General features: G+C 62.2%; 25 protein-coding genes and 1 other RNA gene. 21 read left to right on the forward strand and 5 right to left on the reverse strand.

Going from position 1 to position 23,280, the window contains the following annotated elements:
- Window positions 1-82: 82 nt before the first annotated feature.
- From BJN45_RS16930 to BJN45_RS16940, 3 genes are read left to right on the forward strand one after another with little or no spacing between them, the layout of a single operon-like run.
- A complete protein-coding gene (locus BJN45_RS16930) occupies window positions 83-1,006 on the forward strand; it encodes a branched-chain amino acid transaminase (protein ID WP_076097409.1) in 924 nt (307 codons plus the stop codon).
- A 54-nt stretch (window positions 1,007-1,060) separates the two neighbouring features.
- Window positions 1,061-1,531, forward strand: coding sequence for a hypothetical protein (locus BJN45_RS16935; protein WP_076097411.1), 471 nt, complete (start codon window positions 1,061-1,063; stop codon window positions 1,529-1,531).
- A gap of 4 nt (window positions 1,532-1,535) precedes the next feature.
- Window positions 1,536-2,066 (forward strand): ankyrin repeat domain-containing protein, encoded by a 531-nt coding sequence (locus BJN45_RS16940; RefSeq protein ID WP_076097413.1) that lies wholly within the window; start codon window positions 1,536-1,538, stop codon window positions 2,064-2,066.
- Window positions 2,067-2,100: 34 nt separating this feature from the next.
- Here the strand turns inward: BJN45_RS16940 and BJN45_RS16945 are convergent, their stop codons facing one another.
- Complete coding sequence (locus BJN45_RS16945; RefSeq protein WP_076097474.1) at window positions 2,101-2,988, reverse strand: LysR substrate-binding domain-containing protein; 888 nt, start codon at window positions 2,986-2,988, stop codon at window positions 2,101-2,103.
- Between the two features lie 99 nt (window positions 2,989-3,087).
- On the opposite strand from BJN45_RS16945, the gene BJN45_RS16950 reads away from it, so the two are divergent.
- The 7 genes from BJN45_RS16950 to BJN45_RS16980 all read left to right on the forward strand — a co-directional run bounded on the left by BJN45_RS16950 (window position 3,088) and on the right by BJN45_RS16980 (window position 10,679).
- A complete protein-coding gene (locus tag BJN45_RS16950; RefSeq protein ID WP_240494606.1) occupies window positions 3,088-4,275 on the forward strand; it encodes an MFS transporter in 1,188 nt (395 codons plus the stop codon).
- A gap of 9 nt (window positions 4,276-4,284) precedes the next feature.
- The gene (locus tag BJN45_RS16955; RefSeq protein WP_076097415.1) at window positions 4,285-5,166 is read left to right on the forward strand and encodes a DMT family transporter; all 882 of its coding nucleotides are present in this window, start codon (window positions 4,285-4,287) and stop codon (window positions 5,164-5,166) included.
- 25 nt (window positions 5,167-5,191) lie between these two features.
- On the forward strand, window positions 5,192-5,581 hold the full coding sequence (locus BJN45_RS16960; protein ID WP_076097477.1) for a PTS sugar transporter subunit IIA: 390 nt from the start codon (window positions 5,192-5,194) through the stop codon (window positions 5,579-5,581).
- Between the two features lie 3 nt (window positions 5,582-5,584).
- Window positions 5,585-5,854 (forward strand): HPr family phosphocarrier protein, encoded by a 270-nt coding sequence (locus BJN45_RS16965; protein WP_076097416.1) that lies wholly within the window; start codon window positions 5,585-5,587, stop codon window positions 5,852-5,854.
- Window positions 5,855-5,859: 5 nt separating this feature from the next.
- Window positions 5,860-7,602 (forward strand): phosphoenolpyruvate--protein phosphotransferase, encoded by a 1,743-nt coding sequence (ptsP, locus tag BJN45_RS16970; protein WP_076097418.1) that lies wholly within the window; start codon window positions 5,860-5,862, stop codon window positions 7,600-7,602.
- Between the two features lie 130 nt (window positions 7,603-7,732).
- Window positions 7,733-10,024, forward strand: coding sequence for a TonB-dependent receptor (locus BJN45_RS16975; protein ID WP_076097419.1), 2,292 nt, complete (start codon window positions 7,733-7,735; stop codon window positions 10,022-10,024).
- 70 nt (window positions 10,025-10,094) lie between these two features.
- Window positions 10,095-10,679 (forward strand): Crp/Fnr family transcriptional regulator, encoded by a 585-nt coding sequence (locus tag BJN45_RS16980; RefSeq protein ID WP_076097421.1) that lies wholly within the window; start codon window positions 10,095-10,097, stop codon window positions 10,677-10,679.
- Window positions 10,680-10,707: 28 nt separating this feature from the next.
- Here BJN45_RS16980 and ssrA read toward each other — a convergent pair.
- The 4 genes from ssrA to BJN45_RS17000 all read right to left on the reverse strand — a co-directional run bounded on the left by ssrA (window position 10,708) and on the right by BJN45_RS17000 (window position 13,930).
- Window positions 10,708-11,038, reverse strand: a transfer-messenger RNA (tmRNA) gene (gene ssrA / locus BJN45_RS16985).
- A gap of 6 nt (window positions 11,039-11,044) precedes the next feature.
- Entirely contained in the window at window positions 11,045-11,560 is a 516-nt protein-coding gene (locus tag BJN45_RS16990) for a hypothetical protein (RefSeq protein WP_076097423.1), read from the reverse strand.
- A gap of 4 nt (window positions 11,561-11,564) precedes the next feature.
- Window positions 11,565-12,161, reverse strand: a complete 597-nt coding sequence (locus tag BJN45_RS16995) for a riboflavin synthase (protein ID WP_076097425.1) — start codon at window positions 12,159-12,161, stop codon at window positions 11,565-11,567.
- Window positions 12,162-12,220: 59 nt separating this feature from the next.
- Window positions 12,221-13,930 (reverse strand): response regulator, encoded by a 1,710-nt coding sequence (locus BJN45_RS17000; RefSeq protein ID WP_083651392.1) that lies wholly within the window; start codon window positions 13,928-13,930, stop codon window positions 12,221-12,223.
- A gap of 140 nt (window positions 13,931-14,070) precedes the next feature.
- Here BJN45_RS17000 and mnmG point away from each other — a divergent pair, with 140 nt between their 5' ends.
- From mnmG to atpG, 11 genes are all read left to right on the forward strand, one after another.
- A complete protein-coding gene (gene mnmG, locus BJN45_RS17005; RefSeq protein WP_076097427.1) occupies window positions 14,071-15,969 on the forward strand; it encodes a tRNA uridine-5-carboxymethylaminomethyl(34) synthesis enzyme MnmG in 1,899 nt (632 codons plus the stop codon).
- The gene (gene rsmG, locus BJN45_RS17010) at window positions 15,966-16,583 is read left to right on the forward strand and encodes a 16S rRNA (guanine(527)-N(7))-methyltransferase RsmG (protein ID WP_076097428.1); all 618 of its coding nucleotides are present in this window, start codon (window positions 15,966-15,968) and stop codon (window positions 16,581-16,583) included. The genes mnmG and rsmG overlap by 4 nt, the downstream gene beginning before the upstream one ends.
- Window positions 16,580-17,341 (forward strand): ParA family protein, encoded by a 762-nt coding sequence (locus BJN45_RS17015; protein ID WP_076097430.1) that lies wholly within the window; start codon window positions 16,580-16,582, stop codon window positions 17,339-17,341. The genes rsmG and BJN45_RS17015 overlap by 4 nt, the downstream gene beginning before the upstream one ends.
- Window positions 17,338-18,189, forward strand: a complete 852-nt coding sequence (locus BJN45_RS17020; RefSeq protein ID WP_076097432.1) for a ParB/RepB/Spo0J family partition protein — start codon at window positions 17,338-17,340, stop codon at window positions 18,187-18,189. Before BJN45_RS17015 ends, BJN45_RS17020 begins: the two co-directional genes overlap by 4 nt.
- 117 nt (window positions 18,190-18,306) lie before the next feature.
- Window positions 18,307-18,645, forward strand: a complete 339-nt coding sequence (locus BJN45_RS17025) for an ATP synthase subunit I (RefSeq protein WP_076097434.1) — start codon at window positions 18,307-18,309, stop codon at window positions 18,643-18,645.
- A gap of 2 nt (window positions 18,646-18,647) precedes the next feature.
- A complete protein-coding gene (gene atpB, locus BJN45_RS17030; RefSeq protein WP_076097480.1) occupies window positions 18,648-19,475 on the forward strand; it encodes a F0F1 ATP synthase subunit A in 828 nt (275 codons plus the stop codon).
- Window positions 19,476-19,539: 64 nt separating this feature from the next.
- A complete protein-coding gene (gene atpE / locus BJN45_RS17035) occupies window positions 19,540-19,794 on the forward strand; it encodes a F0F1 ATP synthase subunit C (RefSeq protein WP_076097435.1) in 255 nt (84 codons plus the stop codon).
- A gap of 42 nt (window positions 19,795-19,836) precedes the next feature.
- Window positions 19,837-20,307, forward strand: coding sequence for a F0F1 ATP synthase subunit B (locus tag BJN45_RS17040; RefSeq protein ID WP_076097437.1), 471 nt, complete (start codon window positions 19,837-19,839; stop codon window positions 20,305-20,307).
- A gap of 5 nt (window positions 20,308-20,312) precedes the next feature.
- Window positions 20,313-20,846, forward strand: a complete 534-nt coding sequence (locus tag BJN45_RS17045) for a F0F1 ATP synthase subunit delta (RefSeq protein ID WP_076097439.1) — start codon at window positions 20,313-20,315, stop codon at window positions 20,844-20,846.
- A 9-nt stretch (window positions 20,847-20,855) separates the two neighbouring features.
- Entirely contained in the window at window positions 20,856-22,394 is a 1,539-nt protein-coding gene (atpA, locus tag BJN45_RS17050) for a F0F1 ATP synthase subunit alpha (RefSeq protein WP_076097441.1), read from the forward strand.
- 15 nt (window positions 22,395-22,409) lie between these two features.
- The gene (gene atpG / locus BJN45_RS17055; protein WP_076097442.1) at window positions 22,410-23,273 is read left to right on the forward strand and encodes a F0F1 ATP synthase subunit gamma; all 864 of its coding nucleotides are present in this window, start codon (window positions 22,410-22,412) and stop codon (window positions 23,271-23,273) included.
- Window positions 23,274-23,280 lie beyond the last annotated feature (7 nt).

Here is a 23,280-nt window from a genome sequence, read left to right on the forward strand (position 1 = left end):
CCCCGGAACCTGCCGCGCCCACCCCCGCGCCCTGCGAACGACCGATGTTGCGGTCGACCCCAATATTTCGAGGAAAACCATCATGCAAGACAAGGACGGATTCATCTGGCTCGACGGCCAGTGGTTGCCCTGGCGCGACGCCAAGGTGCACGTGCTCACCCATACCCTGCATTACGGCTACGGCTGCTTCGAAGGCCTGCGCGCCTACGCGACGCCGGCCGGCCCGGCGATCTTTCGCCTCGACGAACACCTGAAACGGCTTGAGGATTCGGCGCACATCCTGGCGATCGAGATGCCCTTCGACCGCGCCGCGCTGACCGAAGCCTGCCGCCAGGCGGTTGCCCGCAATGGCCTGGCCAGCGGCTACATCCGGCCACTGGTCTTTCTCGGCGCCGAAAAGATCGGCGTCGATCCGGCCGGCGCGGCAACGCACGTCATGGTCGCCGCCTGGGACTGGGGTGCCTATCTCGGCCAGTCAGCGCTGGACAACGGCATCCGTGTGCGCGTCTCGTCGTACGCGCGGCACCATCCGAACGTGCAGATGTGCCGGGCCAAGGCGATCTCGATGTATGCCAATTCCATCCTCGCCGTGCGCGAGGCGCGGCGAGACGGCTACGACGAGGCGCTGCTGCTCGATACCGAAGGCTATATCGCCGAGGGTTCGAGCGAAAACCTGTTCCTGGTCCGCGATGGCGAACTGCTGCAGCCGGAAACGACGTCGGCACTCGACGGCATCACCCGGCGCACGGTGTGCACGCTGGCCGGCGAACTCGGCCTGCCGGTGCGCAGCAAGCGCATCACCCGCGACGAGCTGTACTGCGCCGATGAGGTCTTCCTGACCGGCACCGCCGCCGAAATCACCCCGGTGATCGAGGTCGACCGCAGAAGAATCGGCAACGGCCGACCCGGCCCGCTGACCCGCCAACTGCAGCAGGCCTTCTTCGCCTGCGTGCGCGGCGAGGATGCGCGCCACGCGGACTGGCTGACGCTGGCAAAAAACCACTAATTCACATGTCATTAAAACAATATACTAGCGGCTGAATTCCTTCATGGAGCAATCATGGGTAACCTTCTCATCAGCGTGCCTGACATCGCTGACAGCGATCTCATCTACAGCGAACACGAAACTCGACAGATTCTCAAATTCTTCTGGCCGGAAGAGAGCGCGTTTATCGATGGGGCGAGCATTGACAATCCCACCCGGCGCCTGGCGCAAACTGCGCTGATCGCCGCAATCGACGGTTCTTATGCACAGGGTTTCATTGACGTGTTGTTACGCAGCCTTACCCATCCCGCAAAGGGACTGGGCCCGTTGGCAAAACGCCTGGCGCAACGCTACACACGTCACTGGTGGCAACACGCCCAGCGAGAAGATCTGGAAGATGTGCGGATTTATGAAAGTGTTCGCAATGGAATCGCCAGAGCACTCAAATCGCGCCTGATCGGCATCAAAAACGGGGTTGCCATCAAACGCGGCATATCTCCCTTTCATGTTCAAGTGCAATTAGTCAGCAACATTCTCTGGTCCTGAAAACATGAGAGCAAAACGCTGGGCAATCGGAGGGCTTGGCCTCGTTCTAGCTATTGCAGTCGGCTTGTACGGCTGGTTTGTCCTCGAAACCAGGAAACACTCGCCACTATTTCTGTTGTCCTGCATGGAGGCAGAGCCGGCATTGCTTGCCTGGACCTGCAAACAGGTACTGGTGCACGACAGCCTGCGGCCGGATCAGGTTGCCCAGCTCAATCGGGAAGGCGGTGCTTTGTACCCAGTACTGTCGAAGGATTTGGCAACGGCAGAGGAAATGCTTGTCCTGTTCATTTCCCGGGGGGTAGATATCAATGCGGGCAATGAATCCGTCAGGAACTGGAGCGCCTTGTACTCGACAATCGGCAGCAGCGATATCGCCCGCACAAAAATGCTGCTCCGGCACGGCGCACGGGCAGACGTACGGGACGTGGAAGGAATGACGCCGCTGGATTCTGCACGCAGATTGCAGCAAAAATATCCGAACGAGACAGATCGGCTGGAAATCATACAAATATTGGAAGATTCACTCAGCCCCTGATTGCCACACCAACTACCTGAATCGGTGTGAAGCTTCAGACGGCGGCGCCCATCGTCGCCAGGTGGTCGAACAGCGCGCGCGCCGCCGGGCCGAGGGCGGCGCGTTCGCGGACGCACAGCTGGAGGTCGCGCGGCGCCCAGGGGTCGGCGATTTCCACCGTTTTCAGGCGGTCGACCGCAGAAACCGACGAGCGCGGGACCATGCCGATGCCGACGCCGGCGGCGACCATGCGGCAGACGGCGGCGAAGCTGCGCACCTGGATGCGCACGTCGAGCCGGCCACCGAGGCGCGCCGCGTGGTTCATCATGAAGGTGTGGATGGCGCTGCCGGCGTGCAGACAGACGAAGGCTTCCGTCAGCACGTCGGCGAAGGCGATCTCGGTTTTTTGCGCCAGCGGGTGGTCGACCGCAACAATCAGCACCAGCCGGTCGCGCCGGTATGGCGTCACTTCCAGGCCACCGAAATCCCCCTCGGCGGCGACGACGCCGATATCGACCTGGCCGGCCGCGACCGCGCCGACGATCGCCGGGCTCGGCTGTTCTTCCAGGCTGACGCGGATCTGCGGGTGCTCGCGCAGGAAGTCGCCGAGGTCTTCCGGCAGGAAGCAGTTGATCGCGTTGGTGTTGGCGAACACCGTCACCTGGGTGTTCAGGCCGCTGGCGTAAGGGGCGAGGTCGGCGTGCATCTGTTCGAGCTGGGCGAATACCTGGCGGGCGTGGCGGAGCAGCGATTCGCCGGCGACCGTCGGCGTCAGGCCGCGTGCGTGGCGTTCGAACAGGGCCACGCCAAGGCTCGCCTCGAGCTGCGTCAGACGATGGCTGGCCGACGACGGCGCGAGGTGAACGCGCTCGGCGGCACGCGTCAGGGCGCCGCTGTCGGCAATTGCGGCGACGAGCCGGAGGTCGGGAAGGTCGTAATGCATGGTTTCGCCTGTATCGAATGCTCGCTTGCGATAATACCAATTGCCGGCAGCGCCGTCCGGGCGTTCAATCGCAGCCCTGACCTTCATTGTTGATTCGCCTTGTCGCCAACCACCGCCCCCGCCGACGCTTCCCGCCGCATCACGCTGGCGCTGTCGCTTGCCGGTTTTTCCTGTTTCATGCTGCTCTACGGCACGCAGCCGTTGCTGCCGCAGCTCGCCGACACCTTCGCCATCGGCCCGGGCACGGCCAGCCTCAGCGTCACCGCCGGCACCGGCCTGATGGCGCTGCTGCTGATCCCGCTCAGCCTGCTGACCGACCGTTACGGCCGCGAACGCCTGATGCGCTACGGCCTGCTCGGCGCGGCCGCCTTCTCGCTGGCTTCGGCCTGGGCGCCGGATTTCTGGCTGCTGGTGCTGGCCCGCGCCGGCCTCGGCCTGTGCATCGCCGGTGTGCCGGCGGCGGCAATGGCGCACCTCGGCGAAGAACTGCCGATGGCCGAAAGGGCCCGGGCGATGGGCCTGTACATCGGCGCCAACGCGCTTGGCGGCATGGCCGGCCGCCTGCTCGCCGCCAGCGTCAGCGACTGGACCGGCTCCTGGCACTACGGGCTGGCCGCCGTCAGCCTGCTCGGCCTGGTCGTCGCCATTGCCTTCTGGCGCCTGCTGCCGCCGGCCGTACACTTCGAAGCGCGTTCGCTGCAACCACGCCAGCTGTTCGCCGACGTTCGCCGCATCTACGCCGACCCCGGCCTGCCCTGGCTGTTCTGCGTCGCCTTCCTCGGCATGGGTACGCTGGTCGGCCTCTACAACTACCTGCCTTTCCTCCTTGGCGCGGCGCCCTACGGGCTCGGGCCGGCGGCGATCGGCAGCATCTTCCTGCTCTACGCGATCGGCAGCTATTCGTCGGCCTGGGCCGGCCAGCAGGTCGCCCGCCGCGGCCGCCAGCGCATCCTGCTGGCGATGGCGCTGCTGCTGACCGCCGGCATCGCGGTGACGCTGGCGCCGCCGCTGTGGCTGATCGTCAGCGGCCTGGCGGTGTACACCTTCGGCTTCTTCGCCGTGCATTCGGTCGCCAGCGCCTGGGTCGGCCACCGCGCCGGGCCGCGCCGCGGCCTCGTCTCGGCGCTCTACCTGGCGAGCTACTACCTCGGCGGCAGCGTCATCGGCACCGCTACCGGCTGGGCCTGGAGCCATGCCGGCTGGCCCGGCGTGATCGCGGCGATGCTCGCCTGCGGCCTGGCAGTGACCGGCATCGCCTGGCGTCTGCGCCGGCTGGCCACCGACTGAGCAGGCAACATGGAAAAAGCGAATTCCTGGGGCATCCTGCTGGCGCTGACCGCCGCGCTCGGTTTCTCGATGAAGGCCATCTTCATCAAGCTCGCCTATCCCTACGGCGTCGATGCGATCACGCTGCTGGCGCTGCGCATGGCTTTCGCGCTGCCGGCCTTCCTCTGGGTCGGGCTGGCCCGGCGACACCCGGACGCCGCCCTGAGCGCCGGGGACTGGGCGCGCGTCGGCATCCTCGGCTGCCTTGGCTACTACGGCGCCAGCCTCCTCGATTTCATGGGCCTGCAGTACATTTCGGCCGGCCTGGAACGGCTGATCCTGTTCACTTACCCGACGCTGACCATCCTCATCGGCGTGCTTTTCCAGGGCAAGGCCTTCAGCCGCCGCGAACTGGTCGCCATCGTGTTGTGCTACGCCGGCATCGGCTTCGCCTTCGTCCATGATCTCGGGCTCGGCGAGCCGCGCGACGTGCTCATCGGCGGCGCGCTGGTCTTCGCTTCCAGCGTTGCCTACGCGCTCTACCTGTCGGGCAGCGGGCCGATGATCGCGAAACTCGGGGCGATGCGCTTTTCGGCACTGGCGATGCTGGTATCGACCGCCGTCACGCTGCTGCATTTCGGCTTCGCCCAGCCGTTGACCGCAATTCTCCAGCCGCTGCCGGTCTATGGCTGGAGCCTGGCGATGGCGGTGTTCTCGACGGTGATTCCGGTGTTCGCGCTGTCGGCGGCAATCCGCCAGCTCGGCGCCGGCCGCACTTCGCTGTACGGCATGGTCGGACCGATGCTGACCATCGGCTTCGGCTGGTGGCTGCTCGACGAACAGATTTCGATGCCACAGTTGGCCGGCGCTGCGCTGGTCGTCGCCGGGGTCCTCGTCGTCAGCCGAAAATGAGGGCCTGCGGGTTAGAATGACCCGCATGATCGGCATCTTCCTCATCACGCACGGCAGCTACGGCGACACGCTGGTCCAGAATGCCTGCCATATCCTGAACCGGCGACCGGCGCAGCTGACCCAGCTCGGCCTCGTCGCCCAGGATGACCCGCTCGACCTGCTGCCGCTGGCCCGCCAGTTGTGCGCCGCGGTCGACAGCGGCAAGGGCGTGCTGATCCTGAGCGACCTGTTCGGTGCGACACCGGCCAACCTGGCGCTGAAACTGCTGCAACCTGGCCGCGTTGCCGGCCTCGCCGGTGTCAATCTGCCGATGCTGCTGTCGGCATTGACCCACCGCGACAAGGACCTTACAACCCTGCTGACCCGGGCCCGCGATGGCGGCCGGGACGGCATCCTCAACCTGCAGGACCACTGACCCATGCTTACCCGGGAAACCCAGATCATCAACAAACTCGGGCTGCACGCCCGCGCTTCCGCCAAACTCACCCAGCTCGCCGGCAAATTCACGTGCGAGGTGTGGATGAGCAAGGGCACGCGCCGGATCAACGCCAAGAGCATCATGGGCGTAATGATGCTTGCCGCCGGTAAGGGCTCGACCGTCACCATCGAAACCGACGGCAAGGACGAGAACGAAGCCATGACCGCGCTGCTGGCATTGATCGCCGACTACTTCGGCGAGGGAGAATAAGGGCCATGAGCTTTACCCTGCACGGATTGGGCGTTTCCGCCGGCATCGCCATCGGCCGGGCGATGCTGATGTCGCACGCGACGCTGGAAGTGTCACACCTGACGCTGGCGCCACGGCTGGTGGACAAGGAAATTGCCCGCTTCGATGCAGCCATCCTCGCCGTCAAGAGCGAACTGCTGACGATGAAAGAAAACACCGAGCACGCGCCCGCCGAACTCGCCGCTTTCATCGACATCCACACGATGTTCCTGGAGGACCCTGAACTCGCCGAAAAACCGCGCGAGATCATCCGCGAACGCCGCTGCAACGCGGAATGGGCACTGGTCCAGCAGATGGAACACCTGGTGCACCAGTTCGAGCAGTTCGACGATCCCTACCTGCGCGAACGCAAGTACGACGTCGTCCAGGTGGTCGAGCGGGTCATCAAGGAACTGCTCGGCCATCCCGGCCGGGCCTCGCTGAAGGCCGGCAAGCAGACCAAGGAAGAAGCGCTGATCGTCGTCGCCCACGACCTGTCGCCAGCCGACACCATCGCCTTCAAGGATCACCGCTTCGCCTCGTTCATCACCGACGTCGGCGGCGCCACCTCGCACACCGCCATCCTCGCCCGCAGCATGGCGATCCCGGCGGTACTCGGGCTGGAGAACGGCCGCGCGCTGATCCGCGACGGCGAACAATTGATCGTCGACGGCATGCGCGGCGTCGTCATCGTCAATCCGGACGCACGGGTGCTCGAAGAGTACCGGCTGCGCAAGGAACAGATCGAACTCGAGAAGACCAAGCTGCGCCAGTTGAAGAACTCGCCGGCGGTCACGCTCGACGGGATCGACGTTGCGCTCTACGCCAACATCGAGTTGCCCGGCGACGTGCGCGACGCGCTCGACGGTGGCGCCGAAGGCATCGGCCTGTTCCGTACCGAATTCCTGTTCCTCGACCGCGGCGACATGCCCGACGAGCAGGAGCAGTACGAAGCCTACAAGAAGGTGGTCAAGGGCATGGGTGGCCGGCCGGTCACCATCCGCACCTTCGACCTCGGCAACGACAAGGACCTGCGCCCGGACAACAACGCCAACGACCGCGTCAAGACCAACCCGGCGCTCGGCCGGCGGGCGATCCGCCTGTCGCTGTCCGAGCCGAAGATGTTCCAGACGCAGTTGCGCGCCATTCTGCGCGCGTCGAAGCACGGCCCGATCAAGCTGCTGATCCCGATGCTGGCGCACGCGCACGAGATCGACCAGACGCTGGCCGCGCTGGAACAGGCCAAATCCAGCCTGCGCGGCGAGAAGGTAGCCTTCGACGAAAACATCCAGGTCGGCGGCATGATCGAGATTCCGGCGGCCGCGCTGGCTGTCGGCATCTTCCTGCGCCGGCTCAACTTCCTGTCGATCGGCACCAACGACCTGATCCAGTACACGCTGGCCATCGACCGCTCAGACGAACAGGTCGCCAACCTTTACGACCCGCTGCACCCGGCGGTGCTGATGCTGCTGGCGCACACCATTTCCAGCGCCGAGAAAGCCGGCATTCCAGTCTCGGTCTGTGGCGAAACTGCCGGCGACCCCAAGCTGACCCGCCTGCTGCTCGGCATGGGCCTGCGCACTTTCTCGATGCACCCCTCGCAGGTGCTCAAGGTAAAAAGCCGGATTCTGAAGTCGGATGTTTCCGAGCTCGCCCCCAACGTGCGCAAGATGCTGCGCCTCGACGAACCGGCCAAGCTGCGCGAAGCGCTGGAAAAGCTGAACGGCTGAAAACCTGCGGTCGACCACGGGAATTGATGAAAAATCCCGATTGACCGCAGGGTGCGACGATTTGCCACATTCCCGAAGCACAAGGCCTTGCGGACAATCCGCCCTTTGTAAAAAGACAAAGGGGTTTTGCATGACCTACCGTATCCGGCCGCTGGCCGTCGCCATTGGCATCGCTTTTTCTGTACCCGGCTGGGCGCAGACCATGGACGAAATTGTTGTCAGCGCAGAGCGCGACAAGACGGCAGGCAGCACGACCCAACTCGATGCCGCTACCCTGCGCCAGAACGGCACCCGCAACAGCGACGTCGCCAGCCTGCTGCAGGATGTTCCCGGCGTCAGCTTCTACGGTGCCGGCGCCGTCTCCAGCCTGCCGGCGATCCACGGTCTGGCCGACGACCGCCTGCGGGTCAAGATCGACGGCATGGACCTGATCGCCGCCTGCCCCAACCACATGAATCCGGCGCTTTCCTACCTCGACCCGAGCCAGGTCGGCGCACTCACTGTCTATGCGGGCATCAGCCCGGTCAGCGTCGGTGGCGACAGCATCGGCGGCAGCATCGTCGCCGAAACCCGCGCACCCGAGTTCGCGACACTAGGCGAGCGCCTGGTCAAGGGCGAGGTCGGTGCCTTCTACCGCAGCAACAACCAGGCGCACGGTGTCAACGCCAGTGCCACGGCCGCCAGCGAAAACATCAGCCTGACCTACACCGGCGCCTACAGCGAGGCCGACAACTACACCGCCGGCAGGAATTTCAAGAACTATACGAACACCGGCCGCGCCGGTCACCGCCTCGACCGCGACGAAGTTGGCTCGAGCAGCTATGAAACAAGCAACCACACACTCGGCCTGGCAGTTAGGAACGCCAACCACCTCTTCGAGGTCAAGCTCGGCTATCAGGACATGCCGGAACAGCTCTACCCGAATCAACGCATGGACCTGCTCGACAACGAACAGAAGCGCATCAACCTGCGCTGGCAGGGTGAATACGACTGGGGCAAGCTGGAAGCCCGGGCCTACCACGAGACCGTCGACCATTTCATGGACTTCGGCGGCGACAAGCGCTGGTGGTATGGTGCGGCCTCGCTCGGCAACAACGGGGCTGATCCGATCAACTGCGGCGCAATGAGCGCCACCTGCGCGTACGGCATGCCGATGCTGACCGAAAGCAAAACCACCGGCGCCAGCCTGAAGGCCGACGTCAAACTCAGCCAGCGGGACTTGCTGCGTGTCGGCGGCGAACTGCAACAGTATCGCCTGGACGACTGGTGGCCGGCTTCCGGCAGCATGATGTTCCCCGGCACATTCGTGAACATCAACGACGGCGAACGCGATCGCAAGGCACTGTTTGCAGAATGGGAAAGCCAGCTGAATACGCAATGGACAAGCTTGCTCGGCTTGCGCTACGAGCGCGTCACCATGGATGCCGGCAATGTTCATGGATACAAGACAGATATCACGACCTTGCCAACGATCGGCACCGATGTCGGCGGCCAGATTGCCGACAGCAATGCCTTCAATGCGCGTGACCGCTCCCGCGACGACAACAACTGGGATCTGACTGCGCTCGCCCGTTACAACGCCAACGCCGGCCTCGATATCGAATTCGGCTTCGCCCGCAAGACCCGTTCGCCCGGCCTCTACGAAGCCTATCCGTGGTCGACCTGGAGCATGGCGGCAGTAATGAACAACTATGTCGGCGATGGCAACGGCTATGTCGGCAATCCCGACCTGAAGCCGGAAAAGGCACACACGCTGTCTGCCAGCTTTGACTGGCACGCCGCAGATCGTAATTGGGAATTCAAGGCCACGCCGTATTACACCCACGTCACCGACTATATCGACGCCGTGCAGTGGAATGCAGCGACAAACAGCGCCAGAACGACCCTGTTACGGAACCAGTTCACCGTTTTGCGCTACACCAACCAGTCGGCCCGCCTCTATGGCCTCGACCTTTCGGGCAAGATGCCGTTGGCTGCAACAGGCTTTGGCGAACTGGGCATGAAGGGCGTTCTCAGCTACACCCGCGGTAAAAACCGCGACACTGGCGATGACCTGTACAACATCATGCCACTCAACGCCAAACTGACGCTGACACAGAAACGTGGAAACTGGGACAACGCACTGGAAGTGATCGGCGTGGCAGCCAAGAACAAGGTTTCCGACATGCGTAATGAAACCAAGACGTCCGGATACGGGCTGGTCAATCTGCGACTCAGCCACAGCTGGAAGCAGATCCGGCTGGATTTCGGTATCGAGAACCTGTTTGACCGTTACTACGAAATGCCGCTGGGCGGCGCCTACCTCGGCCAGGGTCGGACGATGTCGATCAATCCGGCGACCACCGATGGCATGATCGGCTGGGGCAATCCGGTACCGGGCATGGGTCGTTCGCTGTATGCCGGCATCAATGTCAAGTTCTGAACCCGTCAGTTGAAGCAAGCGCCCCGGTCAATCCCGACCGGGGCTTTTGGCGTTTGTGGAGGAGCAAAAAATGGCCTTTTTCACGGTCGACCGCAACAAAGCGGAAAATTCGAGAAAACCCCGTCTGCTCGACTGCGGCGAGCGCCTCTACGATGCCGGCAGCGAAGGTCTGGCCTGGCGCCTGCAACGCGGCGTGATCCGCCTCGATAGCCCGCACGCGAACGGCGAACGCTTCGCCAGCCTGGCCATCGCCGGCGACATCGTCGGTTGCGAAACGCTGCTGTTCGGCGCCTACACCTTTTCCGCCAGCGCGCTGACCGGCTGTGAACTGGCCCCATGGCCGGAAGGCGAACCGGCGCTCGCCGGCGAAAGCCTGCTGGCCTCGCTGGCACGGGCCCAGCAACGGGCCGGCGAAATCGTCGCACTGCGCGGCGGTCAGGCGGCCGAGCGGGTGCTTGGCCTGATCCGGCTGCTGGTCGACCAGAACGGCCAGGTCATCCTGCCGATGCGCCAGGACATCGCCGAGATCACCGACCTGCGCTTCGAAACCATCTCGCGCATCATCAAGCAGCTGGAACGCAGCGGCATCCTGAACCCGGCTCGCGTCGCCGGCGTGCATGCGACACGCAGCTTCCACTACGCCGGACCGAACTGAACAGACAAAGGAAAAGGGAATCCGGAATTGACGACGGGGACCGAAGTCCCCGCCGGCTATCTTTGGTAACAAGGCTCTAGCAGCCCCGGCTAACCGTTTTTAGGCGGCAATAGCGAATTGCTCATCATTGGCAATTATGGATTTGCTTCATTAACGTCGATCGCCTGACGAGTTGCCTGCGCACCTTTGCCCGCCCTGTCGAAACCAGTACACCCCCATCCAAACGCACTGCAACCAATGCCCTTGGGTGGAGGTGAGGGGAATCGAACCCCTGTCCAGAACGCCTCCAGATTGCCGGAATTACAACCATGCTCTGGATTATGGGGGCGGGGGGATGCTTTTTCAAGCCATCCGCACAAATTGGGCTAACGGCCGCACCAGCCGAGGAAACGGGAAAAGCCGTGGATGCCCCGCAGATCTTCAGAAGCGGCGTAGGTTGAGCGGACGCGCCGGGTTGTGCCGTCGAACATGACATTGAAGCGCGCCGGCTCGTTCCAGTCGTTGCAGTAGCGCCATTCCCAGACCAGTTCGTCGCGTGCCTTGTAATAGATGGTCCAGTGCGGCACCGGCGGACCTAGCAGGCGCAGCACTTCTTCCTCGCTCATCTGAGGCTGGATTTTTGCGAATTGTTCGCCAGCCAGAACATTTTGCCGGGCGATGATCCGGCCGCTCGCATCGCTGCGCACGAACCAGGTACGGTAGCCTTGCGGCCCTTCCGGATAAACCAGGGTTTCGCCGCCGTCCGCATCGTGCCAGCGCATCACCGGCTGGCCCATGCGCTGCTCGATGTCGGCGATGCCGAGATTGGCTGACGCCAGATCGCCACCCGTCGCACAAGCTGCCAGCAAGATTGCCGTCAGGAGGTACGCGGCGGCGCGCAAGGGATCAGGCCTCTTGGGCGGCGCTCAGCAGGCGCTCGCAGTAGCGGGCGATCAGGTCAACTTCGAGATTGACCTTACTGCCCGGCTGCAGGCGATTCAGCGTGGTGTTTTCGAGCGTGTGCGGGATCAGGTTGATGGTGAAGTCGGTGCCCTTGACTTCATTGGTCGTCAGGCTGGTGCCGTCGACGACGATCGAACCCTTGCGCGCGATGAATTTGGCGATTTCCTCCGGCGCCCGGATTTCGAGCAGGCGGTTGTCGCCGACTGCATCGAAGCGCAGGACTTCACCAACACCGTCGACATGTCCGGAAACCAGGTGGCCGCCGATGACATCGTTCAGACGCAGCGCCTTTTCCAGGTTGACCGGGCCGGGCGCGTCGAGACCGACGGTGCAGGAAAGGGTTTCCGGCGATACGTCGACCATGAAACAGCCACCCTCGGTGGCAACCACCGTCAGGCAGACACCGTTATGGGCGATGGAGTCACCGAGCGCGACATCCCCGATGTTCAGCTTGCCGGCGTCGACAGTCAGCCGGTAACCGACTTCGCGCGGTGTGAGTTGCGTGATGCGGCCAACCGCCGCGACGATTCCTGAGAACATGGCAGATCCGTTGTACGAAAAGCGGGGACTTTATCACGTCGACCGCAGCAAACCATGGTTCAGAGGCCGGTTTCAATTCCGTGCTTTTTCGCCACGGTCATGTAGAGCTGGCGGGCGGAAGCAACCTTGGGGCTCTTGCGATCCTTGCGCTGGGCCCGCTGCAGGTAATCGAATGCACGTTCGGCAAGCGCCGGATTCCAGCCCTTCTGGTCCATCAGCGTGTAGATGGCCTTGGCGGCATTGACCAGGAACTGCAGATTCGGCACCTGATCGGCGGCCTGTATCAGCAATTGCACAGAACCCTCGAAATCACCGGCACGAGCCGCCAGAACGCCCTTGTTGTTGAGATCGACAATCTCCCGACCAACCTGTTCGAGCAGGACCTTGCCGGCATCCGACTGACCGGTCTTTTCAAAGACATTGTTGATATGGCCGATCAGATGGCTATCTTCGTGATTCTCCGCGGCTACCTGGCGCATGATCTTCTCGGCTGCTTGCTGCTTGCCGGTGGCGTAACAGGCGTGCGCGAGGTCGATGGCCAGACGCTGCGAGACGCTGCGCCCCTTCGCCGCACCCTCGGATTCGACTTCCTGCTGCAGACTCAGCGCCTGATCGACAAATTGCTGCGCCTTGTCGGTTGCTCCCTCGAATTCCAGACACAGGCTTTCGGTAACCAGTGCCGCGAGTTCTGCCTGCTTGTCACCGCGCAATTCGCGTTTCATGTCGGCAGCGACCTTGCGCGAGGCATCGACATCGCCGCGCTCGACGAGTACGCGCGACAGGTTGGCAAAGTCGTCCACCGTGCGCAGGCTGGACCCCTTGCTGCGCTCGATCACCTTGCCGTAGGCCTTTTCGGCCGCCAGCAGATCCTTGTTGCGGGCAGCCACGTCACCCACCAGGCGCTGACGGACAGTGTTGTGCGGCGAGGCGTCGGCGGCCCGCTGCAGCACCTGCTGGGCGTCCTTGAGACGCCCCTGGGCTTCATGGACGGATGCGAGAAAATCATAGGCCGAAAGATATTCCGGCGCCTCCTGCAGCACTTGCCCGGCCAACTGCTCCGCCTCATCGAGCGCGTTGCGGTCACGCAGCGCCGTCGCCAGACCCATTTTCGCCCAGGGCACGACGCGGCCCTCAAGAACACGCCGGTAAACCTCTTCAGCCTCACCGGTCCGGCCCAACTGGTGCAACAACTCCCCCTTGAAGCGCAGGGCGTCGAACTGATACAGCGGCTGCTGCTGGATCACCCGGTCGCAGGCGGCAATTGCCTCGTGCAATTCGCCGCGTTCGATCTGCTCGTAGATCTTGCGCAGCACATGCTTCTTGTAGATGGCCCGGACCAGTCGGGCCTGCAACTGTTCCGAAGTAAACGGCTTGATCAGGTAGTCGTCAGGCGCCAGCTCGGCCAGTGCCACCACATTGGTATAGCCTCGCTCGCTGGTGATGATCATGTACACCGTGGCCAGCGGAATCAGGTGAGCATGCCGGAGTTCCTCAAGCAGTTGCTGACCGTCACGGCCGTCGTCCAGCACGAAATCCGAGAGGATGATGTCGAAACGGTTAGACTTGACCTGGCGGATCACCTCGGCGGAATTGCCGGCACCATGTACCGCGGTGACGCCAAGCGCGCCCAGCATCAGACGCAGCGAGTCTCGCGCCGGCGAATGACGGTCGACGATCAGGACACGTTTTTTGGTCAGCGACTGGTGAAGAACGAGGAGCATTTCCTCGTTGTCCAGCGCGCCGACACTGTTGGCTGCTTGGCTACTCATTGCCGGCAAATTACTTGAGTTCGTCATGCAGGGCAAGGCAGGCCGGCGCATGCCTGCAGTCAGCCGTGCTAAACCTGTGATTTTTCAGCAACCTGACGTAAAATCGCCGGTCCTTACTGCGCCGCAACATTCCCATCCCGATGCTCTACCCAACCCGTTTCGATGTCATCGTTGTCGGCGGCGGCCACGCCGGTACCGAAGCCGCGCTCGCCGCGGCGCGGGCCGGCGCGAACACGCTGCTGCTGACGCACAACCTCGATACGCTCGGGGCGATGAGCTGCAATCCATCGATTGGCGGTATCGGCAAGGGCCACCTGGTGCGCGAGGTTGATGCGCTGGGCGGCGCGATGGCGGCAGCCACCGACGAGTCCGGCATCCAGTTCCGCATCCTCAACGCGTCGAAAGGCCCGGCCGTGAGGGCGACGCGCGCCCAGGCCGACCGCGTGCTGTACAAGCAGGCGATTCGCTCGCGCCTGGAAAACCAGCCCAATCTGACCATCTTTGCTGAAGCCTGCGACGACCTGATCGTCGAAGGCGACAAGGTCTGTGGCGCCGTCACCCAACTGGGCATCCGCTTTTTGGCCCAATCCGTGGTGTTGACCGCAGGAACCTTCCTCAACGGCAAGATCCACGTCGGGCTGGAGAACTACACCGGCGGGCGCATGGGCGATCCGCCGTCGAATTCGCTGGCGGCTCGCCTGAAAGAGTTGAAGCTGCCACAAGGCCGGCTGAAGACCGGCACGCCACCGCGCCTGGATGGCAAGACCATCGATTTTTCGGTGATGGAAGAACAGCATTCGGACGACCCGATGCCGGTGTTTTCCTTCCTTGGCAGCGCGGCGCAACACCCGCAGCAGTTGCCGTGCTGGATCACCGAAACCAACGAGAAGACGCACGACATCATCCGCAGCGGGCTCGACCGCTCGCCGATGTACACCGGCGTCATCGAAGGCGTCGGCCCGCGCTACTGTCCGTCGATCGAGGACAAGATCCACCGCTTCGCCGACAAGAACCGGCACAACGTCTTCCTCGAACCGGAAGGCCTGACGACGCACGAGATCTACCCGAACGGCGTGTCGACGAGCCTGCCTTTCGACATCCAGCTGGCGCTGGTGCGCTCGATCCGCGGCATGGAAAACGTGCACATCCTGCGCCCCGGCTACGCCATCGAATACGATTTCTACGATCCGCGCGGCCTGAAGGACACGCTGGAATCGAAGGCCATCAACGGCCTGTTCTTCGCCGGCCAGATCAACGGCACCACCGGCTACGAGGAAGCGGCAGCGCAGGGCCTGCTCGCCGGCATCAACGCCGTGCGCTACGTCAAGGGCGAGCCGGGCTGGTGCCCGAAGCGCAACGAGGCCTACCTTGGCGTGCTGGTCGACGACCTGATCACGCGTGGCGTTTCCGACCCGTACCGGATGTTCACCAGCCGCGCCGAATATCGCCTCTCCCTGCGTGAGGACAACGCCGACCTGCGCCTGACCGAACAGGGCAGGGCGCTCGGTCTGGTCGACGATGTCCGCTGGGAAGCTTTCTGCCGCAAACGTGACGCGATCGCCAGCGAACAGGAGCGGCTGAAGTCGACCTGGGTCAATCCGAAGATCACGCCAGTCGAGGACAGCATCCGCGTGCTCGGCAAGGCGATCGACCACGAATACAACCTGTTCGAACTGCTGCGTCGGCCGGAAGTCAGCTATCGCAGCCTGATTTCGCTGGAAATTGACGGTCGACCGCAAGAATTGCCGGAAATTGACGAAGCGGTCATCGAACAACTGGAAATCTCGGCCAAATATCAAGGCTACATCGACCGCCAGGCCGACGAAGTCGCCAAGGCGGCCAGCTACGAGAACACCGTGCTGCCGGCCGATCTCGACTACGTGACGGTCGCCGGCCTGTCCAACGAGGTCCGCCAGAAGCTGCAGCAACACAGGCCGCAGACCATTGGCCAGGCCTCGCGCATCCAGGGTCTGACGCCGGCGGCAATCTCGCTGCTGCTGATCCACCTGAAGCGCTTCAAGCTGTCGCAAGCCGCATGAGCACGATCACACTTGCCTCCGGCCTGAACCAACTCGGCCTCGACCTGCCTGCCGATGCACAGCAGAAGCTGCTCGCCTTCCGCGACCTGCTGCTGAAGTGGAACAAGACCTACAACCTGACCGCGCTGCGCGATCCGGCGCAGGCCATTTCGCACCACCTGCTCGATTCGCTGGCCATCCTGCCGCATGTCGGCGACGGCCCGCTGCTCGATGTCGGTGCCGGCGGCGGTCTGCCCGGCATCCCGCTGGCCATCGTCCGGCCGGCGTTGTCGGTGAGCATGGTCGATACCGTGCAGAAAAAAGCGACTTTCCTGCAGCAGGCGGCAATTGAACTGGGCTTGAAGAATGTTGCGGTCCACCATGCCCGGGTGGAAGAAATGCGCGGACAATACGCGCAGATCAGTTCCCGCGCCTTTGCCGAAATCGGGCTGTTCATCGAACTGACCCGTCACCTGCTGGCCCCCGGCGGCCGCTGGCTGGCGATGAAGGGCGTCCGTCCCGACGATGAAATCGCCGCGCTGCCGGCCGACATCGTCGTCGAAAAAGTCATTCCACTGCACGTACCCGGCCTTGATGCCGAAAGACACCTCATCCTCCTGAAAGCGGGCTCATGAAAGTACTCGCCATTACCAACCAGAAGGGCGGCGTCGGCAAGACGACGACCGCGGTCAACCTCGCCGCCTCGCTCGGCGCCGAAGGCCAGCGTGTGCTGCTGATCGACATGGATCCGCAAGGCAATGCGACGACCGGTGCCGGCATCACCAAGAAGGAAGCGCTGCCGACCGTCTATCAACTGCTGATCGGTGCCGCGACCCTGGTCGAAGTCTGCATCAAGACCGAGTTCGCCTTCGACATCCTGCCCGCCAACCGCGAACTGGCCGGCGCCGAAGTCGAACTGATCGAGCTCGACCGCCGCGAATACCGGCTCAAGGAAGCGCTGGCGCAGAACCACGACGAATACGATTTCGTCCTCATCGACTGCCCGCCGGCACTCAACATGCTGACGGTCAACGCGCTGGTCGCCGCCGACTCGGTACTGATCCCGATGCAGTGCGAGTACTACGCGCTCGAAGGCCTGTCCGACCTCGTCGAGACGCTGCGCAAGGTGCGTCACCACCTGAATTCGCGCCTTGAAGTCGAGGGCCTGCTGCGGACCATGTACAACGGCCAGAGCACGCTCACCCAGCAGGTTTCGAACGAACTCGAAAGCCATTTCGGCGACAAGGTCTACAAGACCATCGTGCCGCGCAACGTCCGACTGGCCGAAGCGCCGTCGTACGGCAAGCCGGTCATCGCCTTTGACAAGAACTCGAAGGGCGCGCTGGCCTACAGCGCGCTCGCCCAGGAAATCCTCGAAAGGACCGCCAAATGAGCAAATTTAAGGGATTGGGACGCGGCCTGGACGCGCTGCTCGCCGGCAGCGATGCGAAACCCGAAGACGAACTGCGCAATCTTCCGGTCGACCGGCTGAAACCCGGAAAATACCAGCCGCGCACGCACATGGACGAAGCTTCGCTGGCCGAACTGGCAAGCTCGATCAAGACCCAGGGCGTGATGCAGCCGATCCTGGTGCGTGCAATCAACAGCACGCCGGGGGCCGAGCGCTATGAAATCGTCGCCGGCGAACGCCGCTGGCGCGCCTCGCAACTGGCCGGCCTGAGCGAAGTACCGGTCTTGGTGCGCAGCATCCCCGATGAACAGGCACTGGCGATGGCGCTGATCGAGAACATCCAGCGCGAAAACCTCAACCCGCTCGAAGAAGCGCAAGGCCTGCAACGCCTGATCGACGAATTCGGCCTGACCCACCAACAGGCCGCCGATGCCGTCGGCCGTTCGCGCCCGGCTGCCTCCAATTTGCTCCGTTTGCTGCAGTTGACCGCAGCAGTCCAGGAATTGCTGGTTACCGGCAAGCTCGACATGGGCCACGCCCGCGCGCTGTTGCCGCTGTCCGGCGCGCAGCAGGTGGCAGTGGCGCAACGCATCGTGCAGAAGGGTCTGTCGGTGCGTGAAGCCGAACAACTGGTTCAGCAGATCGTCAATCCGCCGAAAAAATCTGCCGCCGCGCCAGTCGACCGCGACCTGCTCCGCCTGCAGGAAGAACTTTCCGACAGCGTCGGCGCCGCCGTCGCCATCCGCAGCAACAAGAAGGGGGCCGGCAAGATCACCATCGAATTCGGCAACCTCGACCAGCTCGAAGGCATCCTCGGACGGCTTCGGTAAGCGGCTTCCGGGGATTGCTGCATTGCGGTAAACCCTTAATTTTCATTGACGGTAATTTTTGAAGTCTTGTATCATTTAGGTCTGTGTGGCACAGCCGGTCAACGATTGCATTGCACCATGTTAAAAGCGATATATCTGCAACTAGGTGCAGCAGTGATCACCGCCATCGTGGCCGGTGCAATGGTGGGAACGCGGGGGGTCGTTTCGGTTGGGTTTGCGGCATTGGCCGCGATACTGCCCAACCTTTTCTTTGCCCTCCGGCTGACGATGTTGAAGAATCGCCCGGGTGCATCCTATGCGGCAAGCTTCTTCATCGGTGAGTTCCTGAAAATTGCCGCCACCATCGGAATTCTGGCAATCGCCATCAAGGGATATCCCGCGATGCACTGGCCGAGCTTGCTGATCGGTCTGGCGATTGTCTTGCATGCAGGTTTTTTAGCCTTTTGGAAGAAATGAACATGGCCGCAGGTAGCGCAGCACCGACATCTGGCGAGTACATCGTCCACCACTTGACCCATCTGAATTCCACCGGTCACGCACAAAAATCCGTGATCGACTGGACCGTGATCAATATCGACACGATGTTCTATTCCATCGTGCTCGGTCTGGCCACCGTCTTCGTCCTCTGGCTGGCCGCCCGCAAGGCCACCTCCGGTGTCCCGGGCCGCTTCCAGGCTGCTGTCGAAATCCTGGTCGACATGGTTTCCGAACAGGCCAAGGGCATCATCCACAGCGCCGAATCCCGCAAGTTCGTCTCGCCGCTGGCGCTGACCGTCTTCGTCTGGATCTTCTTCATGAACGCGATGGACCTGCTGCCGGTCGACCTGCTGCCGCGCATTGGCGAAATGTTCGGCATCCATTACCAGCGCGTCGTCGGCACCGCCGACCTGAACGCCGCACTCGGCATGTCGATCGGCGTGCTGCTCGTCTGCATCTACTACAACATCAAGATCAAGGGCCTCGGTGGCTGGATTCACGAACTCTTCACCGCCCCGTTCGGCAGCCACCCGCTGCTCTACCCGATCAACTTCGTCATGCAAATGATCGAATTCGTCGCCAAGACCGTTTCCCACGGCATGCGACTGTTCGGCAACATGTACGCCGGCGAACTGGTGTTCATGCTGATTGCCCTGCTTGGCGGCACCGCTACTGTCTTCGGCTTCGTCGGCCACATCATCGCCGGTTCGATCTGGGCCATCTTCCACATCCTGATCATCACGCTGCAAGCCTTCATCTTCATGATGCTGACGCTGGTATATGTTGGCCAGGCCCACGAAGCACACTGATTTAACTGTAGTATCCCTGTTTTAGCCTTACCTTTTCATTACTTAAACTTAGCAAGGAGTTGTCATGGAACACGTTCTCGGTTTTGTTGCTCTGGCTGCCGGCCTGATCATTGGTCTGGGCGCTATCGGTGCCTGTATCGGTATCGGCCTCATGGGCGGCAAATACATTGAAGCATCGGCTCGCCAGCCGGAGCTGATGAACGCCCTGCAGACCAAGATGTTCCTGCTGGCCGGTCTGATCGATGCCGCCTTCCTGATCGGCGTCGGTATCGCCATGATGTTCGCCTTTGCCAACCCGTTCCAACTGGTCGCAGGTTAATTACTCCTCTTCCGATCAACCCTTTAGAAGAGGACTAACACCGTGAATCTGAACGCAACGTTGTTTGCACAGCTCGTTGTGTTCTTCATTCTGGCGTGGTTCACGATGCAATTCGTGTGGCCGCCCATTGTGAAGGCGCTCGATGAGCGTGCGAAGAAGATCGCGGATGGTCTGGCTGCTGCTGAACGCGGCAAGCAGGATCTCGAACTGGCCACCAAGCGCTCCACGGATGCTCTCCGTGAAGGCAAGGAAAAGGCCGCAGAACTGATCGCCAATGCTGAAAAGCGTGGGGCTCAACTGATTGAAGAAGCCAAGCTGTCCGCCAAAACGGAAGCTGATCGCATCGTAGCCGGTGCGAAGGCCGAAATCGAACAGGAAGCCGTCCGCGCCAAGGAACAGCTGCGCGAACAGGTCTCGGCTCTGGTCGTCAAAGGCGCCGAGCAGATTCTGCGCCGCGAGATCAATGCCCAGGCTCATTCCGACATTCTGGCCACGATCAAACAGGATCTGTAACGCTTATGGCTGAATCCGTCACCATCGCTCGCCCCTACGCCGACGCCGCTTTCATGCTGGCCAAGGAAAGCGGGGCACAGGGCATCTGGTCCCAGCGCCTGCAAAGGCTGGCGCTGATTGCCCAGGACGGGGACATGGCTCAGGTCATGAGCAACCCCCGGCTCTCCGTTGAACAAGTTGCTGAATTGTTCATTTCGCTGTCCGACGACAACGATCCAATTCTCGCCAATTTTGTTCGTACCCTCGCCGAAAACCGGCGTCTCGCACTCCTGCCGGAAGTTTCCCGGCTTTTCGAACTGGCCCGCAGCCAGGAAGAAGGGGTTCAGGAGGCGGTGGTGTATTCCGCATTCCCGATTGACGCAAACCAGGTGGCTGCTCTGTTGCAGCAACTGGAACCCCGTTTCGGAACCCGCCTCACTGCCCGCGTCGAAATCGATGCGAGCCTGATTGGTGGTGTGCGGGTCACCGTCGGTGACCAGATGCTGGATGCTTCAGTCCGCGGCAAACTCGACGCGATGGCCGTGGCACTGAACAACTAGGAGATTTTCATGCAGTTGAATCCTTCCGAAATTTCTGAACTGATCAAGAGCAAGATCCAGAACCTGCAAGGCGCATCGGAAGTGCGCACGCAGGGCACCGTGGTTTCCGTCACTGACGGTATCTGCCGCGTGCATGGCTTGCAGGACGTCATGCAAGGTGAAATGCTGGAATTCCCCGGCAACACCATCGGCATGGCACTCAACCTCGAGCGCGACTCCGTCGGCGCCGTTATCCTCGGCGAATACGAGCACATCTCCGAGGGCGATATCGTCAAGACGACCGGTCGCATTCTGGAAGTGCCGGTCGGCCCGGAACTGCTTGGCCGCGTGGTCAATACCCTTGGTCAGCCGATCGACGGCAAGGGCCCGATCAACGCCAAGCTGACCGACAAGCTGGAAAAGGTCGCTCCGGGCGTTATCTGGCGCAAGTCCGTTTCCCAGCCGGTGCAAACCGGCCTGAAGTGTGTGGACTCCATGGTTCCGGTTGGTCGTGGTCAGCGTGAGCTGATCATTGGCGACCGCCAGACCGGCAAGACCGCCGTTGCCGTTGATGCGATCATCAACCAGAAGGGCACCGGCGTTTTCTGCGTTTATGTTGCTATCGGTCAAAAGGCTTCGACCATTGCCAACGTCGTGCGCAAGCTGGAAGAACACGGCGCGATGGCCAACACCATCGTCGTCGCTGCTTCCGCTTCGGAATCGGCCGCACTGCAGTACCTGGCACCGTACGCCGGCTGCACGATGGGCGAATACTTCCGTGACCGTGGTCAGGACGCACTGATCGTTTATGACGATCTGACCAAGCAGGCCTGGGGCTACCGTCAGGTTTCCCTGCTGCTGCGCCGTCCGCCGGGCCGCGAAGCCTATCCGGGCGACGTGTTCTATCTCCACTCCCGCCTGCTCGAGCGCGCTGCCCGCGTTTCCGAAGAATGGGTCGAGAAGTTCACCAACGGTGAAGTCAAGGGTCAAAGCGGCTCGCTGACGGCACTGCCGGTCATCGAAACCCAGGCAGGTGACGTTTCCGCCTTCGTTCCGACCAACGTGATCTCGATCACCGACGGCCAGATCTTCCTGGAAACCGACCTGTTCAATGCTGGTATCCGTCCCGCGATCAACGCCGGTATCTCGGTGTCCCGCGTCGGTGGCGCTGCCCAGACCAAGCTGATCAAGAAGCTTGGCGGCGGTGTCCGTCTGGCCCTGGCCCAGTACCGCGAACTCGCAGCCTTTGCTCAATTCGCCTCCGACCTCGACGAAGCCACCCGCAAGCAGCTGGAACGTGGCCGTCTGGTGACCGAGCTGATGAAGCAGCCGCAATACGCTCCGATGAGCATCTCCGAAATGGCCGTCACGCTGTACGCAGCTGACAAGGGCTACTTCGATGATGTCGAAGTCAAGCGCGCGCTGGAATGCGAAAAAGCCATGATCAGCTACCTCAAGGCCAATCACGCCGAAGTCATGAACACCATGGAATCGTCGGCTGACCTGAGCGGTGATTCCGAAAAGGCGCTGGCTGCCGGCATCCAGGCTTTCAAGAGCACCTGGGCCTGATCTTAGGAGAACGCCATGCCTAGCGGCAAGGAAATTCGCAACAAGATCAAGAGCGTAGAAAATACGCGCAAGATCACCAAGGCCATGGAGATGGTGGCCGCATCCAAAATGCGCAAGGCGCAGGAACGGATGCGGGCCGCCCGCCCCTACGGCGAGAAGATCCGGCGTGTTGCAGGCAATTTGTCGCACGCATTGACCGAGTACAAGCATCCGTTCCTGGAAAAGCGCGAGCAGAAGGCGATCGGCATCGTTCTTGTCACTTCCGACAAGGGCCTGTGTGGCGGTTTGAACTCCAACGTCCTGCGCCTGGTTCTGGGCAAGATGAAGGAACTCGACAGCCAGAAGATCGGTTTCCAGGCGACCTGCATCGGTAACAAGGGTCTGGGCTTCATGCAGCGAGCCGGCGCGAAGATCGTTTCGCACGTGATCTCGCTGGGTGACACCCCGCACCTGGAAAAGCTGATCGGACCGCTGAAGATCCAGCTCGACGCCTACATGAAGGGCGAAATCGACGCGCTGTACATTGGCTATACCCGTTTCATCAACACGATGAAGCAGGAGCCGGTTTTCGAAAGACTGCTCCCGCTGGCCGACGACGTCGTCAAGACCGATCATCAGCCGGGCTGGGACTATGTCTACGAGCCGGAAGCCCAGCCGGTTATCGACGATCTCTTGCTCCGCTATGTCGAAGCTTTGATTTATCAGGCCGTGGCTGAAAACATGGCCTCCGAGCAATCCGCCCGGATGGTCGCCATGAAGTCTGCTTCCGACAACGCGAAGAACGTTATCGGTGAATTGAAGCTGGTCTATAACAAGGCCCGTCAGGCCGCGATTACCAAGGAACTCTCGGAAATCGTCAGCGGTGCAGCCGCTGTCTGACGCAAGC

Source organism: Azonexus hydrophilus (genome assembly GCF_001956855.1).
In the GTDB taxonomy this organism is placed as follows: domain Bacteria; phylum Pseudomonadota; class Gammaproteobacteria; order Burkholderiales; family Rhodocyclaceae; genus Azonexus; species Azonexus hydrophilus_A.

Excerpts from the sequence above, each read along its gene's own strand:
- BJN45_RS16930 (WP_076097409.1), top strand. The coding sequence starts at position 83 with ATGCAAGACAAGGACGGATTCATCTGGCTCGACGGCCAGTGGTTGCCC.
- BJN45_RS16935 (WP_076097411.1), top strand. The coding sequence starts at position 1,061 with ATGGGTAACCTTCTCATCAGCGTGCCTGACATCGCTGACAGCGATCTC.
- BJN45_RS16940 (WP_076097413.1), top strand. The coding sequence starts at position 1,536 with ATGAGAGCAAAACGCTGGGCAATCGGAGGGCTTGGCCTCGTTCTAGCT.
- BJN45_RS16945 (WP_076097474.1), bottom strand. The coding sequence starts at position 2,988 with ATGCATTACGACCTTCCCGACCTCCGGCTCGTCGCCGCAATTGCCGAC.
- BJN45_RS16955 (WP_076097415.1), top strand. The coding sequence starts at position 4,285 with ATGGAAAAAGCGAATTCCTGGGGCATCCTGCTGGCGCTGACCGCCGCG.
- BJN45_RS16960 (WP_076097477.1), top strand. The coding sequence starts at position 5,192 with ATGATCGGCATCTTCCTCATCACGCACGGCAGCTACGGCGACACGCTG.
- BJN45_RS16965 (WP_076097416.1), top strand. The coding sequence starts at position 5,585 with ATGCTTACCCGGGAAACCCAGATCATCAACAAACTCGGGCTGCACGCC.
- ptsP (WP_076097418.1), top strand. The coding sequence starts at position 5,860 with ATGAGCTTTACCCTGCACGGATTGGGCGTTTCCGCCGGCATCGCCATC.
- BJN45_RS16975 (WP_076097419.1), top strand. The coding sequence starts at position 7,733 with ATGACCTACCGTATCCGGCCGCTGGCCGTCGCCATTGGCATCGCTTTT.
- BJN45_RS16980 (WP_076097421.1), top strand. The coding sequence starts at position 10,095 with ATGGCCTTTTTCACGGTCGACCGCAACAAAGCGGAAAATTCGAGAAAA.
- BJN45_RS16995 (WP_076097425.1), bottom strand. The coding sequence starts at position 12,161 with ATGTTCTCAGGAATCGTCGCGGCGGTTGGCCGCATCACGCAACTCACA.
- BJN45_RS17000 (WP_083651392.1), bottom strand. The coding sequence starts at position 13,930 with ATGAGTAGCCAAGCAGCCAACAGTGTCGGCGCGCTGGACAACGAGGAA.
- mnmG (WP_076097427.1), top strand. The coding sequence starts at position 14,071 with ATGCTCTACCCAACCCGTTTCGATGTCATCGTTGTCGGCGGCGGCCAC.
- rsmG (WP_076097428.1), top strand. The coding sequence starts at position 15,966 with ATGAGCACGATCACACTTGCCTCCGGCCTGAACCAACTCGGCCTCGAC.
- BJN45_RS17015 (WP_076097430.1), top strand. The coding sequence starts at position 16,580 with ATGAAAGTACTCGCCATTACCAACCAGAAGGGCGGCGTCGGCAAGACG.
- BJN45_RS17020 (WP_076097432.1), top strand. The coding sequence starts at position 17,338 with ATGAGCAAATTTAAGGGATTGGGACGCGGCCTGGACGCGCTGCTCGCC.
- BJN45_RS17025 (WP_076097434.1), top strand. The coding sequence starts at position 18,307 with ATGTTAAAAGCGATATATCTGCAACTAGGTGCAGCAGTGATCACCGCC.
- atpB (WP_076097480.1), top strand. The coding sequence starts at position 18,648 with ATGGCCGCAGGTAGCGCAGCACCGACATCTGGCGAGTACATCGTCCAC.
- atpE (WP_076097435.1), top strand. The coding sequence starts at position 19,540 with ATGGAACACGTTCTCGGTTTTGTTGCTCTGGCTGCCGGCCTGATCATT.
- BJN45_RS17045 (WP_076097439.1), top strand. The coding sequence starts at position 20,313 with ATGGCTGAATCCGTCACCATCGCTCGCCCCTACGCCGACGCCGCTTTC.
- atpA (WP_076097441.1), top strand. The coding sequence starts at position 20,856 with ATGCAGTTGAATCCTTCCGAAATTTCTGAACTGATCAAGAGCAAGATC.
- atpG (WP_076097442.1), top strand. The coding sequence starts at position 22,410 with ATGCCTAGCGGCAAGGAAATTCGCAACAAGATCAAGAGCGTAGAAAAT.